This window comes from Roseateles sp. P4_D2, from assembly GCF_056401875.1.
In genome coordinates this window covers 60,653-78,004 of the sequence record NZ_JBFUIM010000016.1, presented here as the reverse complement: position 1 = coordinate 78,004, position 17,352 = coordinate 60,653, and the positions used below count along the sequence as shown (strand labels likewise).

Here is a 17,352-nt window from a genome sequence, read left to right as displayed (position 1 = left end):
CGAGAGCGCTCCTTTGAGCTCGGGCCCGTCTCGCCGAACCCAAGCCATTTGGTTCGGGCGTTGAGCGAACTATTTCCGAGTAAAAAAGCCCCCCATCGGCGTGCTTGTTCACCGTGGTTGGGTCTCATCCACCCCAGCCGAACGGTGGCGGAGGATGTGAATTCGAGGCAGCCCTTCACACGGCCGGTCCTAGCCCCAGAACCACCGCCCGAGGTGCGCACGGCACCTCCAAGGACACGCAGTTCGGCCATCCGGGGGCTTACGGTGAGGTCAAACATGGGCTGGTCCGTTGGACGTGGCTGGCGGCAGAGGACGCCGGCCGTATGGGGCTGGTTCCGCTCCAAAGCCACCAAATCGCGCTTGATTCGACGCCGAATCAACCGGAGAAAATAATTGCGGCAAATGCCGCGCGAGCATCATATTTCGATCGACCGTCGAACTAATTAGGGGAAACCCATCGGCGACGCAGGCCCAACATCCCGTTCGGGGCGTGAAATCACACGAGCCCGACCGACCCTCTTTGGGCGCCGAAGCAGGGATCACGCCCATGCGAGCGCCGCCTCGGTGGAGGGCTCGGTCGGTTCGCCGATCCAGCGCCTATGGGAAGACTGGAGGTGATGGCACATCTGCGCCGCCGCAGCTTGCGGATTGCGCGATTTGAGCGCCCGAAGGATCGCCTCATGTTCGTCCAGGGCAGACCGCCAACTGCGCTCCGTTTCCACGCGCACACTCATCTGCGCTGAAATCGGGCTATGCCGACTGTCGAACAGTGCACCGACCATTCCAACCAGCACGGAATTCCCGCCCTGTTCGGCGATGCTGAGATGAAATCGTCGGTCAGCCTCGACTGGCTTATATCCTCTGGCGAGCCCATCCCGCATCGCCTCAAGAGCCTCCTCGACACGATGCAGCCCTAACGTACTGACGCGAGCGGCGGCGAGCGTGGCCACCGCGCTCTCCAGTACAACTCGCGCTTGCAGCAGTTCCTCCGGGCTGTCCCCCAAGCTCAGCGCAGAAGTTTCGCTGCGACGGCCAGACGGGCAGACGTAGATGCCCGATCCGCCGCGAATCTCGATGCGCCCGTCTATCTCCAGCGCGATCAGCGCTTCACGGAGGGAGGGCCGCGACACGCCGAGTAGCGAGGCCAGATCGCGCTCACCGGGAAGCCGTGCGCCTTCGACCAGGCCCTCGGCTTCTATCAGCGCCCTGATCCGATCGGCGATCTGCTCGTACAAGCGACGGGGCTCGACGCTCCGATGATGAAATGACATGGCCTCCGTGAACTCCTATTTCTGAAATAACTGGCAGCCGCTCAAACTGCAGAACTTGCAGCGAAGTTTTCGGCGAGTTTGGTCACCATGGCTGGGGGCCATCCAGTCCGGCCCATCGGTGGCAGGGATGTGAATTCGGGCCAGCCCTCCACGTGGTCGGTCCTAGCCGCAGAACTACCGCCTGGTGTGCGCACGACGCCTCCAAGGGCATGCGGGTTGGCCAGCCGGGCGCTAGGGGTGAGGTCAAACATGGGCTGGTCCGCCTGACAAAAGAGTGCGTTGGACGCGGCTGGCGGCGGAAACCGGCGGCTGTACGCTGCTGGTTCCGCTCCAAACCACCTAATTGGGCTTGATTCGGCGCCGAATCAATCGGCGAAAATAATTGCGACAATGCCGTGCCGTCATCATAGTTCGATCGGCCGTCAAACTAATTAGGGGAAACCCATCGGCGCCGCGGGGTCCACGTGTCGGCGCACAAGGGACCGCAGCGACGCATTGAGAGCGCCGAGTGTTGTCGCCGACGGAAAACTGAGCCACTGGCTCAAAGTTCGGTCGGCGACAACATCACAACTGGTGGCTGACTCCAGCAAATAAGGTCCGTCCGGGCATGCTTGCATAACTTGTTGATTCCATTACATCTGTCGCATCGGACAAGGTCCGTCGGGAGTCCACAAGAAGCAGCGCTATGCGGCCCGCTTACAAATAAGGTCCGTCCTGCCTCTTGGAAGGATGCCAGCTGGGTTCTTCAACTGCGAGTCGACAGCTCCTGACAGTCACCCGTCAACTCTCCATCGCTAGGGCAGCGAGTAGGCGCACGCGCGCTTCACGCTGGTGCTTCTAAACGGACACCGCGAAAAGACTCGCTCTGCTGCAAGGCAGCGCTGCGGCGATCGCCAAGATCTACCAGCCCGTCAAGTACCTGCAGGAGCTTACGCGCCAGAGGAGCCGGAAGCGGATGGGATCGGTCGGCATGCGCCTGCACCAACGCTGCAATCTTGGCCGGAATCAAGGAACCCTTCCAGCCTACCGGCAGACGTCCTTCGACGATCTGCGCCAGCACTTGGTCAGCGAACGTGTCGGCGGGGTAGGCAGCGCCGGAGCGCTCGCACAGCGTGACGAACTTGCTCGCTACATAAGGATGCCAACCAGCGGCGCGCACGATGCGATCTATCAGCGGCATCACCTTGCCAAGGTCATCCCAAAGGCCGTTGGCAAAGCGGGCAGCGCCAGGGGCATGCTCGACAAGTACGAAGAGCAGCGCTTCGACCAGCTTCGGCAAATGGAACCCTCCCATGCGCCCTTTTTCATGTGGCGAGCGTCGCAGGTCACGATTCTCCAGGACCCGTTCAAGTACAGCATGCAACACCTTCAAAGTGTCATCGCGGACCAGTTGCGAATCCAAAACTTCACCGCAGACCACAGACACGGTGAATGGCGCGAGCAACCGCATGGCGATTTGATCGGGCTGAGCAAGGATTGGCCGCAGCAAGCGTCCTAAGACCTCATCGCTGGGAAGGTGGGGAACAACGCACGCCACCATCCGCCCGAGTTGATCCTCCCACTCATACAGGTCTCCCTCGCCACGCTCACGACCGCGGCGCCGCTCGGCTCGCCACGCCGGATTGATCGTGTCGAGTGTCCAACTGACGTACGCCTCAAGGGCGTCGACAAAATGCGCGCGACCTTCGCCGGCCATGACGGCCGCCACTGGGACCCTTTGCAGGACCACAGCGGCAAATCGACCGTCCCACAGATCGTCCGTGTGCTGCCACCCATCTTCATCGCGCTCGCCAAAATCGTGCGCGTCATCAACGTCTGGTGCAGCCTGTTGCCATGACGGGCGTGGACGCACCCATGCAGGCAGAGGCTCTTCCGCGTTGAACTCGCCAAGCGCTGCAGTCACCGCCGCCGCACGACGATCCAACTCCAGTCGGCGCCGGGCGCTGCCATCAAGCCGATAGAGGTCTTTTCTGCTCAAGTATTGCGCCAGCCGCAGCCCAAGATTCAACCCGCACCAAGCAAAACGAGCATCGCGCTCCCAGCAACCAACGACGCCGGCCAACGCAGCGGTTGCAACTGCATCGAGCGGATGCGCGACTAGGCGATAAAGCGCGTCGCGGTCACCATGAAGTTCACGGCCGACCTTGATGCGCGCGGCCAGCGCATGTGCCACGAAGATCTTCGGGTGCCACGGAATCACCGACGGGCCAAACGTGTCGTCGGAAATCTCATCCTGCGCGACGCGAAAGCTCTCGAGCATGGCGTTGGCCCAGGCCTCATGCGCGTGTCCACCCGAAAAGCAAATCACGGCCGCAGCCGTCCCAGCTATTGCCCCCTCTGTAAGACTGCCGCCCGGGATCAGGGAAATCGACTCTCCTGTACTTGCCCGTTCGGCCAGTTCGCGCGCACGTTCAACGGCCTCGTCCGCCGTGAATCCTGCGTCCCAGCAGCGCGAAGTGAAGCATTTGTCTACCCAAAGCCAAAGTTGGGACTCGCGCGCCAACAGCTCATGGTTCTGTAGGGCAACTTTCACCTGCGGAGCTTCGTGCCGCGGGCTGGTTACCGAGATCTTGACCACATCATCACGGCCTGGGACCGGTTCGCTTGTGTAGTTCTCGACATGCCCCAGCTCAGACCAGAGTTCAGCGGTGCTGCGAAGCTCTGCCACATGCTCAAGCGCTTGGCACTCTTCTTGAAAAGCGAGTTCCAGATTGTCTGGAAAGGCGTCAAGAGCCGTTCGGCAAGCGTCGCGCATCGCCGTATCGGTGCCGAGAACGAAGAGCGGAACCAAGTTGCGAAGCTCCATACGTCGCGACGCCATCTTTGCCGTCTCGGCCACGGCTTGCCGGTGTACCGCGTCGGCGCTTCCCCCTTCAAAGCCAATCATCCCGGCGCTCTGCAACTGCTGTTCCTGGACCATTCGCTGCAAGTCAAGTCGCCACAGTCGGATGCTGCTCAACAGTGCCAACGTCGTAGGCGACACCTCTCTGGCCCGCAGGGAAAGGTGTATCGCAATCCCAAGGACGCCAATGCTCGTCTGCCCTTCTAGGAGCTGTTGCAGCACTTCGCCCAGTGGACGCCCTGCATCGAGCTGCGAGATGCCCCACCGCTCCAGAGTCATGAGCGCGCATTCCACGACTTGAGGTCCGCCGTGGCCGCGAAACCAGAAGTAGTGCCGGTCGTCCCCCCAAAACTCCTGGCGCCCCCATGGGAAGACCAGCGCCAGTGGCAAAGGTGTCGAGCTGCCACGCCAGTGGTCGTGCAACTGGCGCCATGCAACGGTGGCATGGTTTGTCACATCGCGGATCAACGCCAGTCCGGTAGCCGGATCACGCAGGAGCAGCGAATGAAAGGGTTCTCTTAGTGGCGACGCAGGGAAGAAGCCCTGATGGTCACCGTCGATCGATAGCCGGTCCCAATCGTGTCTAGAAAACGAGTTATGCATGATCGCGGTGGCCGAAAGCGCGATCTGTTCGAACCGCGATCTTTTCTCCGGCGGGATCGCTTGAGCTTCCCTGCGTCTGCGGCCCTCTTCACGCGCTTCGCGGCGCCACCGCGTCGCGGTGTCGTTCGGTAGTTCTGCCATGAACCAACGCCGGGCCATCCGAGCAAGCTGCGCGAGATGTGTCTGCGCCAACAGCGGCGAGTAGTCCATGAGCTCGCGGAAGGCCTTGTCAGACCAGCGCTCAACTGCCTCTACCTTCGTGAGATATGCGCCCACCACATCCGGGTACGCGCGCGCCGCGCGCAAAACCAATGCGCGCAGCTCGGCTTCCATGTTGGTGGGGATGTACGGGCGCGGCGCAGCATCGCCCGGCGGCTCTCGGTACCAATGTCGACGATCTGCATGCTCGTCCTCGATCGCATTCAGCCACGTGGCGCACTGCGCGACGATTTGCTCTGACACCTCATTGGGGTAGTCCGCGACAGCAACTTGCCAGGTCTCAAAAAGCGTGACGAGGTCCCGTACATATGCATCAGGTATCGACTCGACATGCTCGACCGCCCACATGAGCAGACGGCGCCACGCGGCGAAATCCGAAGGCCAGCCGAGCGAATCTGCTACGCGGATCCGGGCGGCCGGGTCAAGCTCACCGCCAATCGCCCCGGACAGCACCATGGGATTGGGCGTTGTCTTCTCGGCTTGCATCCACACCAGGAGCTTGCCGAGTAGCAGATGGCCGTTCGCCGACAGTGAAGCAGCAAACTTGTCAGCGTGATCGGCGAAGCGTGGGCCGAACACGGGCGCCAGGAGCCAAGCCCGCAGCCACTGCGGCCGCAGCTGAGCCTGCTCAAGCGCACGGAGTTCGCGCGACCACTGGTCTGGAAGCGGATACGTCGCCAGCGACAACAGCTCCACTACCCGCGCCAGGGCAGGCGGTTCCCCGGTCGCAGTCAGCGCCGCGGTCCAGTCGTCACCATGATCCACCAGCAAGTGGAAGAACGACCACTCAAAGAAGATGTCGTGGCTGAACTGCGCCGTATGACCTGGGCGCACCTGCTGCACGAGGCCGTCCGCCTCTAGTGACGGGAGTACGTCGCGCGTCGTCGCCGACAGATCTCGGATGCGTACATTCCGGCCCAGGTCGGGTGCGCTGTGCCGGGCCAGCTCGATCAGCCCCCGCTGTCGCGCCAGAGCCTGCGGCGCGTGGGCGTCATAGCCTCCCCGAGTCCACCAAGCTTCAACCAGGTCCACTTCCGACTGAGGCGCGAACTCGGACGGGTACGCCGCAAGTGAGAACCCTCGTGCCAGCACCGCGGCGAAGAACGGGCGGCGCGCTAGCGTGCGCACGCGCTCGCTCCCTCCGGTCAGGATCGGCCGTAGTGCAGGCAGCGATTCCGCGAGGGAACTGGCCTCTTCGTCCGTCAGATTCTCCACGTCCACATAACCCACGCCATTGCTAGCGAACAGCGCGGGCGGTACCCAGTTTCTTAGGGGCTCGATCCCGGCATCGCGAGCTGTGGCGACCACACGCCACTCTGAAAGCACAGGGTTCGTCAGAAGCTGGCCGAGGAGGTCTGTCACGATCGCGCGCTGTTCCGGCGCGATGCGGTCCAGGCCGTCGATGAGCAGCGTGGCATGTCCGGTGGTTGCAATCTCCACAAGTAGTGGTTCGATCGACGTCGTCGTCAAGCCCATCGCACGCGCATGCTCCGACCAACTGCGGCCCGAGAGCCGATTGGCGGTCAGGAACACGGTGGTGCCATCAGCGGCCAGTTCTTGCACGAACTCGCGCAACAGCACCGTTTTTCCGGTGCCAGGCAACCCCTTGATAAATGTCAGGCGGTGGACTGCCATCTGCTTGGCAAGCTGGTCGCGCAGTGCTTGGCGCGAAAGATGCGTCCCACCGATATCGTTTGCCTGCTGGTCAAGCCAGTGGCGGGTGCTATCGCGCAGGATCTGCAAGTCCCCTGCGAACGCGGGCGCGCCGTTGAACCGCCAGCCAGTCAGTGCACGCGCCAACAAAGCTCGGGTGTGCACGGCGCTGCGGCCTGCGCCGTCCCGAGCGCGCTGACGCAGCAAATCCCACAATTCGCCGGCGCGCGCTACCAGTCCAGGCACAAGGGCGCGCTGGAGGCTGACGACCGCCTCTGCATCATCCGTCGATCCTGCATGAAGAAAGTCGAACCTGACCAGCACGAGGTGCGCAAGCAGACGGCACACCTCTTCATTGGACAGAGGAGCGTCCGCGCCCCGCGCAACCGACCGAACTGCTTCGATGACGGCGTGATGAGTAGCCGAGGCATTGCCGTTAGACCGCTGCATGAAAGCCGCGGGCGTGTCCGAAGCCCGAGCCCAGTCGCACACTGCTGTGAAAGCTCTGAACGCCTCTTCTGCGACCGATCCTGCTGCCGCTCCGACTCGGTCAATGTGCACGCGGAAATCGGGTTTCTGCAAGGTCTGCCAGCTGCGCTGGATCACCTCTCGGAAGTCGGTGTTGGTAGCAGCATTGGAAATCGTGAGAGAGCGCTTGACCTGCAGCGACAGCCGCATGACCGAGCCGTCAGCCAAGGAGGCGGCATCGACGACGACGTCGTCCAGCGGCTCGCCAAAGTCAGCCTGCTGCTGGGCAACTCGCTGCACGATTCGCGTATCAAGGGCCGGCGCCGTCGTGCCACCGATCATGGCCACGAGGAACTTCGCCGCAACCGCATCCTCGTAAGTGAATCCGGCGCCGCCAGTGAGTTCAGGCGACGGCATGGCTACTAAACCCCTCAGGGTGAGATGTCCGAACTTGGGTTGTCACCTTGTGGCTCCTGTTGACCTCGGCGAATCGAATCTCAGTTGTTCGATCGTGATGGTATCGGTGGGCTCTATGGCGCCGCGGCCAATGCACCAGGTGCAAGGGGCAGCCAGCATGACGAGACCTGCTGCAGCGCCCGGCCTCCTCTTGGATCGTGGTTGGAATAGTCGAATTTCGACTATTCATCAATACGGCTGACGATGAGATGGAGCCTTTCGACGTCCAGCTGTGAACCAGATCCTCGCAACACCCTACGCACTTCCCAGAGCCAGCCTACCCTCGATGGGATGGCCCCTCCCCTTGGCAGAAGAGGACGAATTCATCGGAGGGCACCTCGGCAGACTTGGCCGCTGGTGTGGAGCGCCAGATCTCGCCTCGACGAAGTCCGTCTTGAAGGAGCGCGCGCTCGCCAGACTAGGAGAGCGCGTTGAATGGCCGGAGGCGTTCGCTCTCGAATGCTCGCTCGACACCCATCATTACGTCGCGGCACATTCAATGCTCGCGCTCACCCGATTCACGCACAAAGGAGACCATCGCCCCAGCGGCCCGCCACAAGCTTGGTCCAGCAGCGACACAGTGCGCGCATGGGCACCTCCCAGTCAGAGAGCAGCGTTCTGCTCGAGCTGCGTTGCCGATCAACTTGGGCGCAGGCCGTATGCGGTCTGGCGCCGGTCCGATCAGCTTCCGTTTCGATTTAGATGCGTGAAGCATCTCGAGCCGATGTGCGTCGCTGACTCGGACGAGGCCCTCATGCAAGACCCTGCTCACGTGTGGAAGTCCGGTGCTTGGGCCCACCGCCAGGTTCCGACTGAATGGCTGGAGGCCCCGCAGCTGCAGAGCTTGGACGAGATGACCGCAGCCATGCTCCAAGCGAATCGAACGTGGCCTCGGTCAGTGGTACAGCGATGCCTGCAGCTTCGGGCAAACAGGCGGTCGATTCGCAACAAGTTTTCGAATACGGGCCCGCTGCTCTCCGATTTGTTCCTTGACAGCTTCCCCGCGGACTTCCTGCGCTCAAAGTTTCCCTTCTTCGAACGCAAGAAGGTTGGCGAGCCGCTTGATCTGATCGACAACTTGGTTCGGAGCAACTCGGGCTCATGTCCGGCTATGGCACTAGCATTTACTCTTCTATTCAAATCGACAGCTGACGCGATGGGAAGTTTGAAGACTCTCGCCACTAGACGGTCTTCTGACCATTAAGTTCGCCGTGGCGGACTGTCTAAGGCTTGGACCCCGGAGCCGGCGACAGCGAAGTCAAGAAGTCCTGGCCAGCTTCAAGCAGCCCGTCGAGCGTTCTCGGCTTACGCTTGCGGTCCAGCGAAATCACCTTGGCTTCCGTGGGTGGCTGCCGAGGCTCGGCGGCCTTCTTGATCGCGTCTACAGCGCGGCGCTCTTCAGCGTTCATGCCGCCTTCGACGGTAGCCTGCGCTACCTTTCCGGCCCTTGCCCCGCGAAGCGCCTCCGAGTACACATCAACCTTTCTCTGTACCTCTGGTCCCTCGAAGGGACACAGGAGATCTCGCCTGAGGCCGCCACCCTGGCCCGCATGGGCGATGAGCAAATTGACGTCCTCGCGCGACACCGAGTACGTCGCCGATGAGAAGGCTTGGAGGACGTGAGGCCAAGCCATCGCGTTTGCGCCAGAGAGCCGAGCAAGCCGGTAGCTGTGGACCAGCAGCTTGACAAGTTCGCGCTTTAAGCCAGCACACAGGTTCCAAAGTTCGGCGCGCATGTCCGGCAACTTGAAGGCAACCGCGTCTGCGAAGACGATTTGATATTCCTTCAGGAGGCTGCCCCAATCCTCGGACTCTGGCGGATCGGGCAGCATGATTACTGGATCTCCGAGGAGACGTTGCCGTGCCTCGGCCGGTCGTTCGCACAGCTTCCAACCAAGCGAATAGTTCGCAATCACGAACCACGGGACTTCCAATTCGGAGAGTGCCAGCAAGGTTCTGGTGACCAATGTGCTGGCCTCGGCTGACTGAGTCATGAACTGCATCTCGTCGACGCCAAACAAGCAAGCACCACGCAAGCGGATCCAGCGCCTGCAATCGCCAGACAATTCATCCTGGTTGATCTTGGCGCGGCCGCTCGCAACCTCTGGACTTGCGAGGGTCTTGAGAACGGCTTGCGTGCTCGCCTTTGATCCAATGGTGCAGCCCAAGTAGTCAACCAGCGGCACAGCAGGGTGGGATGGATCGACGTAGACCGCTTGCCCCCCAGCAAGAACCTTCCGCAACACGAGTTCGAGCTTGGATTTGCCTACGCCCGCCAAGCCCGATAGGAACATCGGTGTCCTGCCGCCACGACACTCTACGCCTTCGTACGCGGCCATTACGGCCGAATGCGGGGACTCGTAGACGGCCCTCGCGTGCGCCAACGCGCGCTCGATCAGAGTTCTGAGAATCCATTCGACCTGGACAGTGATGAGGCACACGTCCTTTAGTGCGTCAAACAGCCTTGCGCAGGCTTCCTCGACAACCATGTCCGCGAGACCCTCAAGCGCTTTGCCGCGAAATTCGCCTCGCGCGCGAATCACTCCTGGCTCCAGCGCCTCCTCGTAGCGCCTGGTCCATGTGGAAGCGTCTGCTCGAATCAAGCTGCCTTCCTTCCTGCCGAGCTTTGCTTGGCCTCCTTGGCTTCCTGGCGCGCCGTAGCACCTCCTCGCTTTGGCCTGCCCGCCGCGCGCGTACCGGAGCTCAACTTCATCCCCGTTTGCTCCTCGAAGTCCTGCGCGAAATGAGCCTTGGCCGCGCGCTGATGCTTGGCATGCGCTCCTTCCCGCTTCTTCATATGCTCGTGATACTCCACTGCTTCGAACAGCGACATGTGCTGGACCATCGCCGACACGGCAACTGGGTACCGCACGTCAAGCTCGATGAGACGCCCCTTCCATTCAAACCAGACGTGCCTGACGCAGCAGGTCAGGACGTAAACCTTTACGTTGATGTCTTGTCCATTTGCAGCGGAAGTCAAGGCTTCCTGGAATGCCTCCGCGTTGGAGAAGTAGTTGCGTCCAGCGACTTCCAAGCCGCCGCGTTTCAACACGGCCTGCTCGATGTCCAGGAAGGCGCGTATAGCTTCATCAAATCCAATTTGCACCGCGTCATTGCGGCCCACCGAATCCAGCGCTTCCCAGATTCCACTCGGGCTGAGGCGGGTCACCCGATGCTCGAGCTCGGGGTCCACTCGATTTGCAACGTTGGTGGCCTCATTGAAGACCAAGAGGTTCGCCAGCTCGCGCCGAGCCAACTCGACCACAGTCATGTTGGACCGCCGATACGACGGTGCTTCGTCGTCCGACATGGTCTTTGGGTTTGATGTTTCGACCAACGCCTTAGCCTGCCCAGAGTAGGCTTGTGTGCCCTCTCGGATGACTGGCTTGAATTCAGGGGAGCGTGAGGCTCCACCCGCTGTAGAGCCGGGCCCGCGGTCCGTGATGTCATACGGAGACAGACCACGCCCGTCGTCCTTGACCTTCATTCCAAGTAGCCGCCCAAACTCCTGCAGGCCGATAGCTTCGCAAAATGAGGCCATGCGGTAGGCGGCTGCGGTTTCGCTTCCTTGGCTAAAACCTATCCCCGTCTTCTTGCCGCTCGCCGTGTCGCGCTTCACGACAACAACAAGTGCAGGCAGATCGCTGCCTTCGATGTATCCCTTCGGCAGGTCGTAAACGCGATAAGCGTCGGCCTCGACCCGCTGCATCAGGTTCCACGCGCTCTCGGTGAAGCTGCCACGAAAAGGCTTGATCTTGGAGCGCGCGCGGTTGCGACCCAAGCGAGTCTCTTGGACGAGGTGCGGCCTGAAGTACTTATTAACGTGATAGAAGTACGTGGACTTCTCAGGAAATGCCTCGCCGTGTGGGTGATAGAACGCCAGTTCCTTCAGGCCCTCTCGAATGACCCACCGCGTCTTGCAACCAAACTCTTCGCGCATCGCGTCGACATAAATCTTCTCGTCGCTGACTCCGATGCCTGAGAACCGCACGTAGGAGCTCTTGATCCGTTCGAGCATCTCCGACTTTGTGTTGTGCCCATGCCCTGGGCCGTTTGCTCCTGGAGCGCCCCGCTTCACTTCCGACGGATGGTTCATGCGGTCCCAACGCCCAAGGCGATGCACGGGATAGTGAAGAGCATTCCGGTTGCGCCCGAATGCGAGGTATACGAATAGCCAGAGCCTTACGCGGGTCACGTTCTGCACTGGCTTTAAGCCGCGGGCGTGCCGATTGATGAGAGTCTCGGGATCGTCCTCGTCGAGGATCTCCTCGATCTTTGGAAGGAGCGCATGGAACGTGAAGAGCTGCGAGTCGATCCGGTCCTGGTGCGGCTTCGCTGCCTTTTTTCGCTCCGAATCAAACAGTGCAAGGTCCAGCCCCTCCAGGTCTTCAAGCCACGGAGGCATCAGTTTCCTCTCACCGGGAGCGACTGCCTGTGCCCACAAGCCGGACTCCCAGTCGGTCCGAGGCAGACGAACCAACACCGCCAGCGGAAGTTGGGCAACCGTTCGTTTGGGCTTCTTGGCTTTCTTGTAGATGACCTGCTTTGGCGGTCGACACATGAACTCGACCAGCGTGACGAGCTTCGTCCTAGGGCTGCTTCGAAGGAAGTAGTAGGTGACATCAGACCTAAGCGACTTGTAGCCCCTTGGCGCGGTAATGGGCGTGCCGGCGCAAATGCTCACGCCGCCCTCCGGAACCAGTCACCGAACACTTCCACGACGTCCCGCCGCTCCGGCACCATCGGCTTGTCAATGAACAGATGACTCTCAAAGAGATCTATTCGCAACGCTCGACGGTAGATGCCTTGATAGAGAACTGTCTTCTGTTGATAGGGGTTGATCTGGTGCGAGACCTCGACGGCGGCCATCACCTCCAAAGGAGATGCCTCGACGGCGAGCCCATCGTTGAATGCGTCCAGGACTACCTGGACCTGTTCGCGAGTCAGGCCATGGCCGCGTTTCTGCCAGAGCAGCAGCAACTCGAGGTTGGCCACGAGTATTTCTGGGATCTCGTCGGCAGCGACCTCGATCGTTGGGATGTCGATGTCTGCGTAGACCTGCTTTTCGACTCTGTGCCTGGCTGTGTTCTTGGCCCTGGCTCTCGCCAGGTTGGTCTTCACGGAAACGCCGTGCGCGGGCACAGTGAACTCGTCCCTCGTCTCCTTGACGTTGAAGTTGACGCAGAAGGGGCCCTTCGCGTCTTTGAGAAAGGCGAGGTAGTCGCCTATCCAGCAGCCCGGGATGTCTCGCTTCAGGCCACCTTTGACCTCCGAAGCGACGGGATGGAACGGGAGGCAGTTCAGTTCGGCTGCGACCGCCAGAGTGCCCCTGAACATCTTCAGCTCGACTCCTTCGGCGAATGGATGACCCTCGAGAGGATGCGCTGCAGGGACAAATGGCAGCATCCGTTGCTCCTGAAGCTCGAAGAGCGAGGACGGGCAGTACAAAAGGATCCCAAGAACGGCGCGTTCGGGTCTTGACAATGTGTGGATGTCCCGGCCGAGCAGGCTCGACCAGACGGTCGCGAAGCGAGAGCTCGAGGGCGCCTCCTCGCGACACGCTTTTATCGAAGGCTCGTAGCCTTTGCCAAACACTGGCGCACGTTGGCGCCGCAGGATCTCGGCGACCCGCGCCGCAGTCAACTTCGCTAACTTGTGATGCATCGTGGCTGTCTCCTAGAACTGGCCATAGACCAGGTGGATGAAAGCGGGACAGCACGAAGGCACCCTCGACCCAACGGGTCGAATTGACAAAAGGCGCGCGTTGATGGAAAGTTGAGTCAGGCCGGTTGCAAAAAGTCTGCTCGCACATTCCAAACACGCCCGTGATCCTTTGACGAGGATCACGGGCGTGGTGCTTTTGTCCCACGAATTTTTCGTTGGGATCAGGTCATGAGGCCACTCCTCGGTGAGCGAGCGCCCCAACCTGAGCGGTGGTCGCCGCAAGGGGATGCTCTTCGTTCTCGTCTGGTGACGGGCGCAAACCCAGCGCGACCGCTGCGTTGTGCGCCTCACCCCAGTTGCCTTGTGCTCGTCCAGCGAGCAATGCCGCAACGACAGCCGGCTTGAACCCATGGGCACGCGCCCATCCAGTGATGGTCACACCATGGCGGGACAGCCAGGCGCGCGCTTCAGTTGGAGTCCGGAGAGTCGGCATTTTGAAATGTTCAGATCTTTCCCATCTTTTGTCAAGATTATTGACAACCGTCATTGATTACGGACTTTAAGAACGGCTTGTTAGATAATGTTCATACTTTTGGAGGATGTTCAAACATGTTTGGATTTCGTCTTGCCGCAGAGCGCAAGCGGCTGAAGCTCAGTCAACAGCAGCTCGCAGAGCTGCTGCAGGTGAGTCGATCCGTGATTGGAATGATCGAGACAGACCAATCGGGCCTGGGTGCCGAGCGTCTTCTCGAACTTGGTTCCCACGGTTTCGACGTTCTCAAGGTGCTCACCGGCGAGCCGGGCTCCACTGCCGCTGGAAGGCTGCTGAACTGGAACCTGTGTCTTGCGATTTCTGACCAGGTGGACACTTGGGCGCGATCTCGAGAGATCAGCCTTCCGCCGGAGAAGAAGGCCATCATCGTGAAGCACCTGTATCTACAGTTCGCGGCGCGTGACCAGGTCGACGAGGCTGCGCTGATCGAAACCCTTCAGTTGGCCGCGTGAGGCATGAGCGGGAACTCCTTGCCGCCGCCGCATGAGGTCTCGCGCCTTTTGGACGAAGCGCTTCATGACGTCATGCTTTCCGAGTCCAGCTCCAAGAGCAGGATTGGCGTCCGTGTCTTGCGCGTCGCGGGCCTCGTCTTCTTGGTCCTTGCGGCCGCATGCACTGCCGGCTCCCTTGTGGCCCCTGCATTGCGCACCCCACCAGCCATGCTTGCGGCTGTTGTTTGCTCCGTCGCGCTGCTGTTATTCGGAGGGTGGCTACAGGCTTGGGCTGGCGACATCGAACGATCTGGCCATCGGCCAAGCGATCCAGTCATAGCCCGAGGTCTGCAAGGGTTGGATTGCGTCCCTCAGCAAGCCAAGATCAGCATCGAGCGGTACTCGGGCTACACCATGCTCCTGCTGTCTGTGCACAGCGCGTTGTTCGCCTTCGCGCCGTGGCCTGGCACGCGTATGGTCGTGCCGTTCTGTGTGCTCTCTGCGGGGCTTGTTGCGGTTGGGATTTGGTTGCTTCGCCGGGTGCGGGCTCAGGATCGGCTGGTGGCAACAATGGCGCCCGCTGCGCGAGCTCGCCGATTGGCCAGATCTGGCGCCCGCGCTTGGAGGATCTGGTAAGCCGCCGGCCGTGCACCACCTGCACCCCGCACTCCCAATTTCATGGCTTCCGGACGAGACTCTATTTAGCCTCTGCAGCCGCTATCACGCTCTGTCGGGAAACCGCCTTTCCGAGTCCACTTGCAAGGCACTCTTCGGCCACCGACGACAGGGAAGTGCGCATGACTTTCCCGCCAGGCTTGACTATTTCTGCCGGGTAGCCGGCCCTGAGCTGGGTACGGTCAGGGAGATCGTTGAGTCCCACACTCTTCTGCCTCTGTACTTGAGGTTTGCGAGCCCGGACCTCGCAGACGCGGCCATCACGGCAGCAGCGGCGAACTCTGCGGGCGCGTTGAAGTTCCAGCTCGGCCTGCTGACCAGCCGCTTCCGCGCCAACCATCCCCTCAAGGCGTGCATGGCCTGCATGGATGAAGACAGAACTCGATCAGGCACTCCCTATTGGCATCGCGAACATCAGATACCAGGCATCTGGGTTTGCCGCCGACATGGATGCTGGCTCTCTGCTTCCGACCTGAAGGCTACCGGGGCACGTCGGTTTCACTGGGTTCTGCCAAGTGCTAAGCAGTTTGCCCCGGTGCCTGGCGATCCGGTTCCAAAGAAAGCACTTCAATTGGCGGCGATGATCTCCGGCCTCGTCACCTACGCCGGTGCGTTTTCGCCGGCCAAGCTTCGGCTGACATTCAGGTCAGCTCTGAGGTCGCAGCAGCTGCTGGCCGGCCCCACTCGCGATCGACTCGCGCATCGAGCGGCGGGACAGCGGTTTGCGGAGTTTTCCTCCGCTCTCGCCTCTCTTGACCAACTGCGAGGCCTGCCCAGCACCGAAGTCACAGCGGCTGCCGAGGTCGCCCGGCTTGTTGGCAAGGAGAGATCAGGGGTTCACCCCATTCGATACGCCGCCATCGCCGCTTGGTTGTTCGCCGACTTCGATGAGTTCATCGCTTGCTATCGATCGGCGATGAGCGGCGAATGCCTACAGGCACCTGTCCCGAGATCGATCGCCAAGGGTGACCCTACAGAAGGTGATGCGCGCAGGCAGCGGCTGCTCGACCTCCTCGCCTCCGGCGCTTCAGTGAGCGGTGCATCTCGTTCGATTGGAGTGGACGTCAAGACTGGAATGGCGTGGGCGGCATCCCAAGGAATTCAGATCGCTCGGCGTCCCAAGGTTCTCAAGGAAGACGGGAGACGTCGTCTAGTTTCACTCCTGCGCAAAGGCGTCTCGAAGCAGCGGGCGGCCGAAGTCGCTTCGGTGTCTGTAGAGACGATCACGAACCTACTTCGAACTGAAGTTGGGCTGCACGACGCATGGAAGCGCGCGCAGTTCAGCACACTGCAGCTGAGGAGTCGCCGGCTATGGGACCGCGTCACTTCGGCCAATCCAAACTCAGGCGTTAAGGCGGCACGAATGCTGGAGCCAGCCACCTATGCCTGGCTCTATCGAAATGATCGGGACTGGCTGGCCGCGAGGACCGCATCCATGAGCCGCGCCGTCCGTGTGGCGGCCGTCCGGATTGATTGGGACCACAGAGACGTAGCGCTGGCAGATTCGGTACGCCGCGTGGCTCTGTCGCTAGTGGAGGAAGCTCCGCAGCGTCACATTCGATTGGTTTACCTCTATCAACGCCTGCCTGACCTCAAGGCGAAGCTGAATCAACTCGACAAACTTCCGCTGACTCGCGCCGCCATCTTTGACGTCGTCGGACGTCCGCGGCGCTGACCTATCCGCGAAGCAATCGTTGGCCAGGCCGCCACTCAAGCTACGGCCAAGAGTTTCCAAGCAACTACGGCCGCGAGTGCCATGACGGTCATTGGAAAAAACGACAGCCGCTGGAAAACCTTCGACATGGCCCAGCGGACGGGCCTGGCATTCGCTTTGCGCCAGTACTCAGTCCACTCCTCATCGTTCCGCTGCCGCTGCACGAGTTCGCGGCTTGACGCTGGCACTGGTAGAGAATGTCGCCGACGTAGTCGCGGACGTTGAGCTCCGCGATGTTTGCCTTCCACGCATCGACTTCCACCAACGAGGCTGCAAGCATCACCCGGGAGACTCCCTCTTCTTGCGCTGAACTGCTGTAGTCGAACTCGATACCGAACTGCTCGTAGAAGCGATTGCGGCGCTGCTTGTTTTCACCGCGCGCTTGACTCGAGATCAGCTTGATGGGATTCACGCTTGCATCGGGCCACTGCTTCGTCCACAGCACGATCTGGTTCATCAGATACGTGCCAATCCGATTGCCCTCCAAGCCAGGGAGGTCCAGGAAAACGGCACCGCTCTGCATCACACCAGACGTCAACGAAACATAGGGCTGGCCGCCGTAGGACTTGGAGTAGGAGCCTGTGAAATAGCCCTTGCCCCCTTCCCTGAAGGAATGCGTCGGTTGAATGATCTCGAAGTTGAGCCGGATCGAGGCTTCATAAACGACACCCTCATAGCTCTTGCTGGTCTCTTCGCGCTCGACAAATACCCAAGCGATCGGTGGCCCGTCCGGGCCTTCGCGCCCGCGGACCTCGAGCACCAGCAGACGAGGCGCGATGCGCTCGCCGTTTCTCGACCCGGCC

Annotated in this window: 9 protein-coding genes; 2 read left to right on the top strand and 7 right to left on the bottom strand. The window is 61.1% G+C overall.

Annotated elements, in window-relative coordinates:
• Positions 1–539: 539 nt before the first annotated feature.
• The 6 genes from AC1DW0_RS25370 to AC1DW0_RS25345 form a co-directional block, all read right to left on the bottom strand.
• On the bottom strand, positions 540–1,235 hold the full coding sequence (locus AC1DW0_RS25370) for a FadR/GntR family transcriptional regulator (protein WP_327082895.1): 696 nt from the start codon (positions 1,233–1,235) through the stop codon (positions 540–542).
• An 859-nt stretch (positions 1,236–2,094) separates the two neighbouring features.
• Positions 2,095–7,473: an NACHT domain-containing protein gene (locus AC1DW0_RS25365; RefSeq protein ID WP_477948761.1), complete on the bottom strand. Its 5,379-nt coding sequence runs from the start codon at positions 7,471–7,473 to the stop codon at positions 2,095–2,097.
• 1,262 nt (positions 7,474–8,735) lie between these two features.
• On the bottom strand, positions 8,736–10,115 hold the full coding sequence (locus tag AC1DW0_RS25360) for a hypothetical protein (protein WP_477948759.1): 1,380 nt from the start codon (positions 10,113–10,115) through the stop codon (positions 8,736–8,738).
• The gene (locus AC1DW0_RS25355; RefSeq protein ID WP_477948757.1) at positions 10,112–12,196 is read right to left on the bottom strand and encodes a hypothetical protein; all 2,085 of its coding nucleotides are present in this window, start codon (positions 12,194–12,196) and stop codon (positions 10,112–10,114) included. The genes AC1DW0_RS25360 and AC1DW0_RS25355 overlap by 4 nt, the downstream gene beginning before the upstream one ends.
• Positions 12,193–13,176 carry a PDDEXK family nuclease gene (locus AC1DW0_RS25350; RefSeq protein WP_477948756.1) on the bottom strand — a complete coding sequence of 328 codons (984 nt, stop codon included), beginning with the start codon at positions 13,174–13,176 and terminating at the stop codon, positions 12,193–12,195. The genes AC1DW0_RS25355 and AC1DW0_RS25350 overlap by 4 nt, the downstream gene beginning before the upstream one ends.
• A gap of 226 nt (positions 13,177–13,402) precedes the next feature.
• Complete coding sequence (locus tag AC1DW0_RS25345) at positions 13,403–13,669, bottom strand: DNA-binding protein (RefSeq protein WP_477948829.1); 267 nt, start codon at positions 13,667–13,669, stop codon at positions 13,403–13,405.
• Between the two features lie 116 nt (positions 13,670–13,785).
• On the opposite strand from AC1DW0_RS25345, the gene AC1DW0_RS25340 reads away from it, so the two are divergent.
• Both AC1DW0_RS25340 and AC1DW0_RS25335 read left to right on the top strand, forming a co-directional pair.
• The gene (locus AC1DW0_RS25340; RefSeq protein ID WP_477948754.1) at positions 13,786–14,181 is read left to right on the top strand and encodes a helix-turn-helix domain-containing protein; all 396 of its coding nucleotides are present in this window, start codon (positions 13,786–13,788) and stop codon (positions 14,179–14,181) included.
• A 469-nt stretch (positions 14,182–14,650) separates the two neighbouring features.
• Positions 14,651–16,510: a TnsD family Tn7-like transposition protein gene (locus tag AC1DW0_RS25335; RefSeq protein WP_477948752.1), complete on the top strand. Its 1,860-nt coding sequence runs from the start codon at positions 14,651–14,653 to the stop codon at positions 16,508–16,510.
• 88 nt (positions 16,511–16,598) lie between these two features.
• On the opposite strand, the gene AC1DW0_RS25330 is transcribed toward AC1DW0_RS25335, so the two are convergent.
• On the bottom strand, positions 16,599–17,309 hold the full coding sequence (locus AC1DW0_RS25330) for a hypothetical protein (RefSeq protein WP_477948750.1): 711 nt from the start codon (positions 17,307–17,309) through the stop codon (positions 16,599–16,601).
• Between the last annotated feature and the right edge of the window lie 43 nt (positions 17,310–17,352).